The 7,101-nt window shown below is 65.8% G+C and carries 13 protein-coding genes and 1 pseudogene; 3 read left to right on the forward strand and 11 right to left on the reverse strand.

The window, feature by feature from the left end; genetic code table 11:
* The first annotated feature begins 136 nt into the window (after positions 1-136).
* On the forward strand, positions 137-670 hold the full coding sequence (locus AC3WJU_RS20275; protein ID WP_492260692.1) for a hypothetical protein: 534 nt from the start codon (positions 137-139) through the stop codon (positions 668-670).
* Here the strand turns inward: AC3WJU_RS20275 and AC3WJU_RS20280 are convergent.
* From AC3WJU_RS20280 to AC3WJU_RS20300, 5 genes are all read right to left on the reverse strand, one after another.
* Positions 639-914: a DUF3040 domain-containing protein gene (locus AC3WJU_RS20280; RefSeq protein ID WP_284990528.1), complete on the reverse strand. Its 276-nt coding sequence runs from the start codon at positions 912-914 to the stop codon at positions 639-641. The genes AC3WJU_RS20275 and AC3WJU_RS20280 overlap by 32 nt on opposite strands.
* Positions 915-1,213: 299 nt before the next feature.
* Positions 1,214-1,420, reverse strand: coding sequence for a hypothetical protein (locus AC3WJU_RS20285; RefSeq protein WP_284990531.1), 207 nt, complete (start codon positions 1,418-1,420; stop codon positions 1,214-1,216).
* 127 nt (positions 1,421-1,547) lie between these two features.
* A complete protein-coding gene (locus AC3WJU_RS20290) occupies positions 1,548-1,922 on the reverse strand; it encodes a hypothetical protein (RefSeq protein ID WP_284990532.1) in 375 nt (124 codons plus the stop codon).
* Between the two features lie 13 nt (positions 1,923-1,935).
* On the reverse strand, positions 1,936-2,394 hold the full coding sequence (locus AC3WJU_RS20295) for a J domain-containing protein (RefSeq protein WP_284990533.1): 459 nt from the start codon (positions 2,392-2,394) through the stop codon (positions 1,936-1,938).
* Positions 2,395-2,590: 196 nt separating this feature from the next.
* The gene (locus AC3WJU_RS20300) at positions 2,591-3,016 is read right to left on the reverse strand and encodes an Hsp20/alpha crystallin family protein (protein WP_284990534.1); all 426 of its coding nucleotides are present in this window, start codon (positions 3,014-3,016) and stop codon (positions 2,591-2,593) included.
* 133 nt (positions 3,017-3,149) lie between these two features.
* Between AC3WJU_RS20300 and AC3WJU_RS20305 the strand changes: the two genes are divergently transcribed.
* The gene (locus AC3WJU_RS20305) at positions 3,150-3,467 is read left to right on the forward strand and encodes a MerR family transcriptional regulator (RefSeq protein WP_284990535.1); all 318 of its coding nucleotides are present in this window, start codon (positions 3,150-3,152) and stop codon (positions 3,465-3,467) included.
* A 24-nt stretch (positions 3,468-3,491) separates the two neighbouring features.
* On the opposite strand, the gene AC3WJU_RS20310 is transcribed toward AC3WJU_RS20305, so the two are convergent.
* On the reverse strand, positions 3,492-3,713 hold the full coding sequence (locus AC3WJU_RS20310; protein ID WP_284990536.1) for a Tn3 family transposase: 222 nt from the start codon (positions 3,711-3,713) through the stop codon (positions 3,492-3,494).
* Between the two features lie 41 nt (positions 3,714-3,754).
* On the opposite strand from AC3WJU_RS20310, the gene AC3WJU_RS20315 reads away from it, so the two are divergent.
* A complete protein-coding gene (locus tag AC3WJU_RS20315; protein WP_284990547.1) occupies positions 3,755-4,366 on the forward strand; it encodes an NRAMP family divalent metal transporter in 612 nt (203 codons plus the stop codon).
* A gap of 32 nt (positions 4,367-4,398) precedes the next feature.
* On the opposite strand, the gene AC3WJU_RS20320 is transcribed toward AC3WJU_RS20315, so the two are convergent.
* The 5 genes and pseudogenes from AC3WJU_RS20320 to AC3WJU_RS20340 form a co-directional block, all read right to left on the reverse strand.
* Positions 4,399-4,617, reverse strand: a complete 219-nt coding sequence (locus AC3WJU_RS20320; RefSeq protein ID WP_306961446.1) for a hypothetical protein — start codon at positions 4,615-4,617, stop codon at positions 4,399-4,401.
* Between the two features lie 12 nt (positions 4,618-4,629).
* The gene (locus tag AC3WJU_RS20325) at positions 4,630-5,742 is read right to left on the reverse strand and encodes a YihY/virulence factor BrkB family protein (RefSeq protein WP_492260690.1); all 1,113 of its coding nucleotides are present in this window, start codon (positions 5,740-5,742) and stop codon (positions 4,630-4,632) included.
* Between the two features lie 80 nt (positions 5,743-5,822).
* On the reverse strand, positions 5,823-6,398 hold the full coding sequence (locus tag AC3WJU_RS20330) for a DUF3618 domain-containing protein (RefSeq protein WP_306961448.1): 576 nt from the start codon (positions 6,396-6,398) through the stop codon (positions 5,823-5,825).
* Positions 6,395-6,820, reverse strand: a complete 426-nt coding sequence (locus tag AC3WJU_RS20335) for a phage holin family protein (protein ID WP_306961449.1) — start codon at positions 6,818-6,820, stop codon at positions 6,395-6,397. Before AC3WJU_RS20335 ends, AC3WJU_RS20330 begins: the two co-directional genes overlap by 4 nt.
* Positions 6,817-7,101: pseudogene (locus tag AC3WJU_RS20340) on the reverse strand (hypothetical protein); the annotation flags it as partial. The gene AC3WJU_RS20335 and the pseudogene AC3WJU_RS20340, both read right to left, overlap by 4 nt.

Below are 7,101 nucleotides of genomic sequence, written 5' to 3' on the forward strand. Positions count from 1 at the left end.
CCCCCCCCCCCCCCCGCCCCCCCCCCGGGACCATGCGACCTTCCGGCGGAACAGGTTTTTTGAAGGGCGTCCGGTCAAGCGCAGGGAAGGCCAGCCGCTTCCGGACATCGTCTGGCTGAACACGGACGCGTCCGTGATGGTGCCCGAGGACTGGAACAACCCGCTTGCCCGGGCGCTCGGGGTCTTCTACAACGGCGCCGGGATCGGCAGGGACGACCGGGGCCGCTCCGTGACGGATGTGAACTTCCTCCTCTGCTTCAACTCCGGGGACGACGCGGTGTCCTTCACCCTTCCCCCGGCCGAATACGCGTCGCGGTGGGAACAGGTCCTGGACACCGCCGGAGAACGCGCAGGCACGGCCTTCCTGGACGCGGGCGGCGTGCTCGATGTAGCGGGCAAATCGGTCCTGGTCCTGCGGGCCTACACACCGCCGGCCAAGGAGCCGGACCGCTCGGTCGCCGCGTCCCTGGCCCTGCTCGCCGCAACCAAGGGCCCGGCGAGCCCCGCACGTGCCTCTGGAAGTCCGGTCACCGGCTCCGGAACCTGGGCTCCCGGCCGGGCAGCAACGGAGAATCTGTCCCCCCGGCCCGGCGGCGCAGGCCACGGCGGTGGTCCGGGCGGACAGGAGCGGTGCGGCGCTATCCGCTCCGGCGGCCGGCGCGGCGGGTGAGGAGCACGCAGGCACCTGCCAACAGCAGGATGAATCCCGGGAAGCCGATGCCCGGAAGGCGGGCGGCCATGGCCATGACGATCAGTTCAATGCCCGCGACGGTCAGGGCCAGGCCGATGGAACGGCGAAGCCACCGGAGGGCCGGCCTGCCGGTGCTCAGTTCCCGCGCGAGAACCGGATCCTGGGCTGCCAGATCCGATTCGAGTTCCCGGAGCCGCCTGCGTTCAGAGTCGGACAACGGCATCGAGATCCCTCCACCTGGCCCCTCAGGCCGCCCTGGGGCGGGGAATTTCCATCTGGAAACCGCAGCGGCAATGCAGCACCCGGGTCCGGAGGTAAACCTCCAGGAGCCTGCGCCCGGTGTTTTTCGCCGCCTCCGAAGCGACGCTCCGGCCGGCCGGGCGGCCCAGGGTCATGGGCTCGCCGCAGTGCGTGTAGATGCCGGGCTGCTCATCGCCCGGGACGGGCAGGATCCCGGCCAGGACCTTCGGGGGCCGTTGACGTCATTGTCATCTTCTCCATTTCCACATGTCTCGTTGCGGGTCAGTGGTGCGGTGTCTTCTTTGCGGGGCGCAGGCCAGCCATGCGCAGGGCGGTCCGGAAGGCCTGATGGGGGACGGGGACTTTCCGGTTCAGGCCGCACCAGCTGACGTAGAGGAGGTAGGACGCATCGGCGTCGAGGCGTGCATTGCCGGCGGCTGCGCGGATGCTGCAGTCCTGGAGGAACTGGATGATCTGTTGAGGGGTCATTGGGTACTCCGGGAATGTCTGTCAGGGCCCGGGCCGCGGCGGAAGGGCCGGTCCCCGGGGCGGATCCGATGGACGGTTCACCGCCGGGTTTGCCGGTTGCCTGATCCGGGTGGTCCGGGGGCGGCTTTCAGGGTTGGGTTCCGTAGATGAATTCCTTGGCGTGCGCGACGGCTTTCCGGAAGGCGTCGTTGCGCAGGGTGACTTGCTCAGGGTTTTTGGGGTCGGTTTCGAGGTAGTTCGTGTGCCCGGGGCGCAGGACCCAGATGTCGCCGGCCGGGGGCAGGTAGAACACCCCGAAGGAGCGGTGCCGGGGGTCCCCGGTCCAGATCGGCACGACCGCGACCGCGGCGCCGGTGTCCGGGTTGATCCATTGGGCCCGGGGCATGGGTTGTTCGTGGGTTTCCGGGTCCAGGAACGGCGCTGTTCCTTTGCCCCACCGCTTCTCGAAGCGTTCGTAGAACGCGGGCATCAACTGGCTGTCGTACGGACGCCAGGCACTCATGGGGTCTCCTTCGTCATGGTGCTTTCGGGTCGGACGGTGGCCAGTGCGGGATCCGCCGGATCAACGTGTAGCCGGGCGGATACGGGCCCGGCCACGCCGGCGGTGCGTCGGACCGTCCGGCGGCCGGCTCCCAGATGACCGGTCCGATCAGCAACGAGGCGGCCGGAAGCAGCGGATCCGGCGGCCGTACCAGGGGTTCCCGGGGGTGCGGTTCGGTCGGAGCCGGCCGCGGGTGGTCCCTGTCGTAGGCTGCCCGCTTTTCCGCGTTGCCCAGGATGGCATAGGCGTTCATCACGTCCTGCAGCTCCTTCTGTGATTCGGGCGTCGTCGGGCCGGTGCCGTGTCCGCGGGCCGGCCGGGTGTCCGGGTGCCGGCTGCGCATCTGCGCGCGGTAAGCACGGCCCACCTCCCGCGCCGTGGCGGTCGGGTCAATGTGCAGGATCTCGTAGGGGTCCGGGCCGTTGGTCTTCATTGTTGGTGGTGCCGTGTGTTCATCTGGGGACAGGGATGGTCCCCGGTCCGTTCAGCCGGGGACCATCGTTGCGGGAGTCATCCTCGGGGGCCTGTATCTGTGCGCTACCCGCGCCGTGGCGTGGTCTGAGAAACCCCATCACCCAATTACGTGTTGGCCGCCGAGGCGCTCCCGGTCCGGGAAGCCGTACCGGTGCTCAGGCGCTGATCTCCTGGCGCTGGTTCGCCGTGGTATCGATTTCGATCCGGCGCGGCTTTGCCTTCTCCGCCACCGGGATGCGCAGGGTCAGGACCCCGCCGTCGTAGCTTGCCTTCACTCCGTCGGTGTCCAGTGCGTCGCCGAGAATGAGCTGGCGGCTGAACACGCCGCGGGGACGTTCGGAGGCAATCAGTTCCGTGCCCTCGCCGACGGGGTCCGGGCGTTCGGCCTTGACGGTCAGCACGTTTTGTTCGACGTCGATGTCCACCGAGTCAACGGTGACTCCGGGCAGGTCGAAGGCGACCACGAAATCGTCGCCTTCGCGCCAGGCGTCCATCGGCATCGCCGCAGGCCGTGCCGTCGTTCCGAGGACCTGTTCGGCCAGCCGGTCGAATTCACGGAAGGGGTCCGTTCGCATCAGCATGGTGTGTCACTCCTTGCAGATCGCAGCTTTTTTGTTGTCAACCCAGCCGATCTGTTGCGGCTGGTATATATTTCTTATAGCACTGCGACCGGGGCGTGGCAAGCCTGATTTTGGGAAGATTTGGAGGTGGGCGATGGCAGGCGGTAACGACGCGGGCAGGGGGGTGTACGCGATTTCCGTCGCGGCGGAGCTGGTGGGCATGGGGCAGCAGAACTTGCGCCTGTACGAACGCAGGGGCCTGATCGAACCCGGCCGGACCCTGGGCGGGACCCGCCAGTACAGCGAGGAGGATCTGGCGACCTTGCGGCGGATCGGTGAGCTGCTGGACCTGGGCCTGAACCTGGCAGGCATCGGGATGGTCCTGCGCCTGGAAGCAGAGAACCGTCGCCTCCAGCGGGAACTCCGTTCCGCCACTGCTGAGCGCGCGAACGCCAGGACCCGGTCAGGATGAGACGAACAGGGCTTTTCCTTCTCCTCACCATTCAGGGTTTCGTGCTTCAAAGGTTGCGTTGACGACGTTCACGATGGCCTGCCGCAGGTTGTCTTTGGTGATGTAGGTTCTGCGGACGTGTCGTAGTTCTCGTTCGGTCTCGGCGTGGCCGCTGGCGTCGGCGATCGCTTTGATGCCCATGTTCGTGCCCAGCCCGAACTGGGCACCACGATCGCTCCCTATCTGTTCCTCTGGCAAAGCGCGCACCGGATCGAGGAGATGACCTCGGAGGCGATAAGGCCGTCGGGCTGGATGACAACTCGGCGCCGGCCGCTCACCGCAAGCTCCGAAACGCCCGCGCGGACGTGTTCATCGGGATGTTCTTCTCCGTCCTGGTCATGTTCGCGATTATCGCGGCCACCGCGACGACCCTGGGAAAGAACGGCACGGACATCAAGACCGCCGCGCACGCGGCCAAGGCCTTGGAACCCATCGCGGGACCTGCCGCGAAGTTCCTGTTCGCAGCTGGGTTCGTTGGTTCCGGGATCCTCGCGGTGCCCGTCCTTGCAGCCTCGGGCTCCGCGGGGCTGGCCGGACTGCTCGGCAAGAACTGGGGGTTCGACCGGCGTCCCAGTAAGGCGCGCACGTTCTATGTGCTTCTTGGTATGGGAACGCTCGGCGGCGTCATCATCAGTCTCTTCGACTCCGACCCCATCGGACTGCTGGTCCTCAGTGCCATCATCAACGGGATCGCCGCCGCACCGTTCCTCATCGTCACAATGCTCATCGCCAGGGACAAGGACCTCATGGGCGAATACCGCAACGGAAAACTCGCCGCCACCTTCGGCTGGGACACGACCGCGATAATGGTGGTCGCGGGCGCCGTCGGCATCTGGACCGCGGTCACCGGCAAAGCCTAAACCGATCATCGTGACCGACTAACGACCTGAGTTTATTGATCGCTCTTGATATTTCCTTGGTGTTGGTGGTCGTCGACGACGTCTGTGGCGTTGTTCCGGCGTCGATTCCTGAGCTCGGGCGGAGTAAGTTCCAAGGGCGGCAAGCCGAGGGCCTTCCGCTTGCGGGAGGAGCGGAGGTTTGCGTAGACCAAATAGAAGAAGAAGCTCAGTGACGGGACCAGCATGACAGCGATCCACGGGAGGTTTCCCACGTGCGCCCCCTTTCAGTGAGGAGCTGGACGAAGGTCGGAAGTCGAGCCGTCCTCTAGGCCGGCGCTAACGGTGTGCTGCGCGCTAAGCCTCTCGCCGTCGGCGATTTCTTCTTCTTCGTGTTTCTCGAGTTTCGCGCTGCGCGTGGTTCCGCGGGGTGGGAGTTGGATGGTTTCTTCGGCGTCGATTCCTGCCTGCAGTTCCCGCCCGCGTTCCATTTCGGCGTCGAATTCTGCGCCGAACAGGAGGGACATGTTCAATATCCATAACCACAGGAGCATCACGATGACGCCGCCTATTGCACCGTAGGTCTTGTTGTAGTTGCTGAAGTTGGCCACGTAGAAGCCAAAGCCCAGCGATGCCAGGATGAATGCAAGCAAAGCGATGAAGGAGCCGATGCTCATCCAACGGAACCGCGGCTGCTTCACGTTAGGGGTGACGTAGTACAGGACCGCGATGATCAAGACGACCAACAGGACGACGACGGGCCATTTTGCGATGCTCCAGACCGTCAGGAGGTCCCCGCCAAGGTTGACTGCCCTGCCCGCGGCGTCGGCGATGGGTCCGCTGAGCACGAGCATGCCGGCGATCAGGGCCACGAGCATCACCGCGAAGACGGTGACACCGAGCATGGTTGCCCGGAGTTTGATGAATCCGCGCCCTTCGTCCACTTCGTAGACGCGGTTCATGGCCCTGCTGAAGGCTCCCACGTATCCGGACGCCGACCACAGGGCGGCGACGAGACCAAGTACCAGGGCGAAGCCGGCCGACGTCGAGGTGGTGAGCTCTTCGATGGGCTGGCGGATGGTGTCGATGGTGGATCCCGGGGCGATGCCTTGGAGAAGGTCCAGGAGGGCGGAGATGCTATTTCCTGCCTGCCCGAAAATACCGAGCAGGGAGACGAGCGCAAGCAGCGCGGGGAAAAGGGAAAGCACCGCGTAGTAGGTCAGCCCCGCGGCGGCGTCCGGGCACTGATCCTTGCCGAACTCACGGAAGGTCCTCTTGGCTATGTAGGTCCAGGTTGGCCTGGCGATCTCGGTGGGCCTGTCCGGTTTTCGGGCATCATCCGCATCCGGGGCTGTGGCTGCCTTGGCCTTGCTGCTGTCGGCGGGGTTCTTCGTCGTCATGGATGTCCCTTATTCAAAGCGGGCTCGAGGCGTGCCGTCCTTCATTGATGTATTGGCCGGACAGCACGCCTCCGTCTGGATCAGGCGGGCTCGATCCGGTCCCTGGCCCCGATGGTGGTGTCCGTGACGTCGGAGACGGCGGTTTGGGATTCGTCCTTAACGTTTTCGACTGCCTCGGTGGCCGCGGACTTCACGTTTTCCAGCGCTTCCTGGGCCGGTTCCTGGAGATCCCGGGCCACGTCCTGAGCCGCGGCGGCAAGTTCGGTGGTCAGCGGTTCGGCCGCGTCCTTCAGGGCCGCCGCTGCCTCCTTTTCCTTCTCGCTTGCCGGGATCAGGGAGGCCACCAGCAGACCGGCCCCGAAGGCTATCAGCCCGGCAGCCAGCGGGTTGCCTTGCGTTTTGCCGGCGAGGCGGTGGGGGACGTCGCCGATCGCCGCGCCGGCGTCGTCGATTGCTGATCGCCCGCCCTCCGCAACATCATCAGCGGTACCCATGATGTTCTCCTTCACGCCGAAGACGGTATCTTTGACTTTCTCGGTTTGGCGTCGGACCACGTGCGACGGCGTCACCTTGTCGGCCACTGCGTCAACGTTGGTGCCAAGGCGCCGCCGGGTTTCCTCTATCTCGGAACGGATATCATCCGGGTTTTCACTCATCGTTGCTCCTCGCGTGGTTTGAGCGTTTCTGGGATTTCCTGGATTGTTGCGGTCGTCTGGGGCATGCCTTTGACGGCTTTGAGTTCCTTCCGGCCTATCGACGCCAGGACAGCTGCCACGATCGCCCAGAGGACAGCCACGACGACGGCGGACCAGCCCAGGCCCATCAGCTCGCCCAGAGCGTACCAAAGGGCGAGGGAAAGGAAGAGGAGCACAAAATGCCCGGCAACGCCGGCGCCTGCCACCATTCCGGCGCCCTTGCCCGCCTGTGCCGTGGACTGCTTCAGTTCAGCTTTGGCCAGTTCCACTTCCTGGCGCATCAGTGTGGAAATGTCCCGCGTGACCTCTCCGAGAAGGTCTCCCAGCGATGTCGAGTCCGCTTTGGCTTGCGCGGGCGTCGGTGGGATGTGGCTCTCGGTCATCGCGACTCACCGCTGGTGGGCTCGACGCTGGGCCCGTTCCCGCCGTCGGCCGCGTCATTCCCTGCCACGGGAGCCGGAGACCCGAGACGGTGCGAGCGGTCACGGGTGAATGGGTCCTCGTCTATCCCGCCGTTGGGCCAGGGATCGGCTTCCGGTTCGGTGACCGGCGCGGATTGAGGCAGGGTGGCCGGCGCGCCGGCGGGTGGGACGGTCCCGTGGCCCGAGCCGGTGTCGGGGTTCGAGTATCCAGCGGTCGTGGTGGTGGGGCCGGGGAGCTGGAC

The sequence above is a fragment of the Arthrobacter sp. FW306-1B-F12A genome, assembly GCF_058781865.1.

Coding starts and splice junctions, on each gene's coding strand:
- AC3WJU_RS20275 (WP_492260692.1), top strand. CDS start 137: ATGGTGCCCGAGGACTGGAACAACCCGCTTGCCCGGGCGCTCGGGGTC.
- AC3WJU_RS20280 (WP_284990528.1), bottom strand. CDS start 914: ATGCCGTTGTCCGACTCTGAACGCAGGCGGCTCCGGGAACTCGAATCG.
- AC3WJU_RS20285 (WP_284990531.1), bottom strand. CDS start 1,420: ATGACCCCTCAACAGATCATCCAGTTCCTCCAGGACTGCAGCATCCGC.
- AC3WJU_RS20290 (WP_284990532.1), bottom strand. CDS start 1,922: ATGAGTGCCTGGCGTCCGTACGACAGCCAGTTGATGCCCGCGTTCTAC.
- AC3WJU_RS20295 (WP_284990533.1), bottom strand. CDS start 2,394: ATGAAGACCAACGGCCCGGACCCCTACGAGATCCTGCACATTGACCCG.
- AC3WJU_RS20300 (WP_284990534.1), bottom strand. CDS start 3,016: ATGCTGATGCGAACGGACCCCTTCCGTGAATTCGACCGGCTGGCCGAA.
- AC3WJU_RS20305 (WP_284990535.1), top strand. CDS start 3,150: ATGGCAGGCGGTAACGACGCGGGCAGGGGGGTGTACGCGATTTCCGTC.
- AC3WJU_RS20325 (WP_492260690.1), bottom strand. CDS start 5,742: ATGACGACGAAGAACCCCGCCGACAGCAGCAAGGCCAAGGCAGCCACA.
- AC3WJU_RS20330 (WP_306961448.1), bottom strand. CDS start 6,398: ATGAGTGAAAACCCGGATGATATCCGTTCCGAGATAGAGGAAACCCGG.
- AC3WJU_RS20335 (WP_306961449.1), bottom strand. CDS start 6,820: ATGACCGAGAGCCACATCCCACCGACGCCCGCGCAAGCCAAAGCGGAC.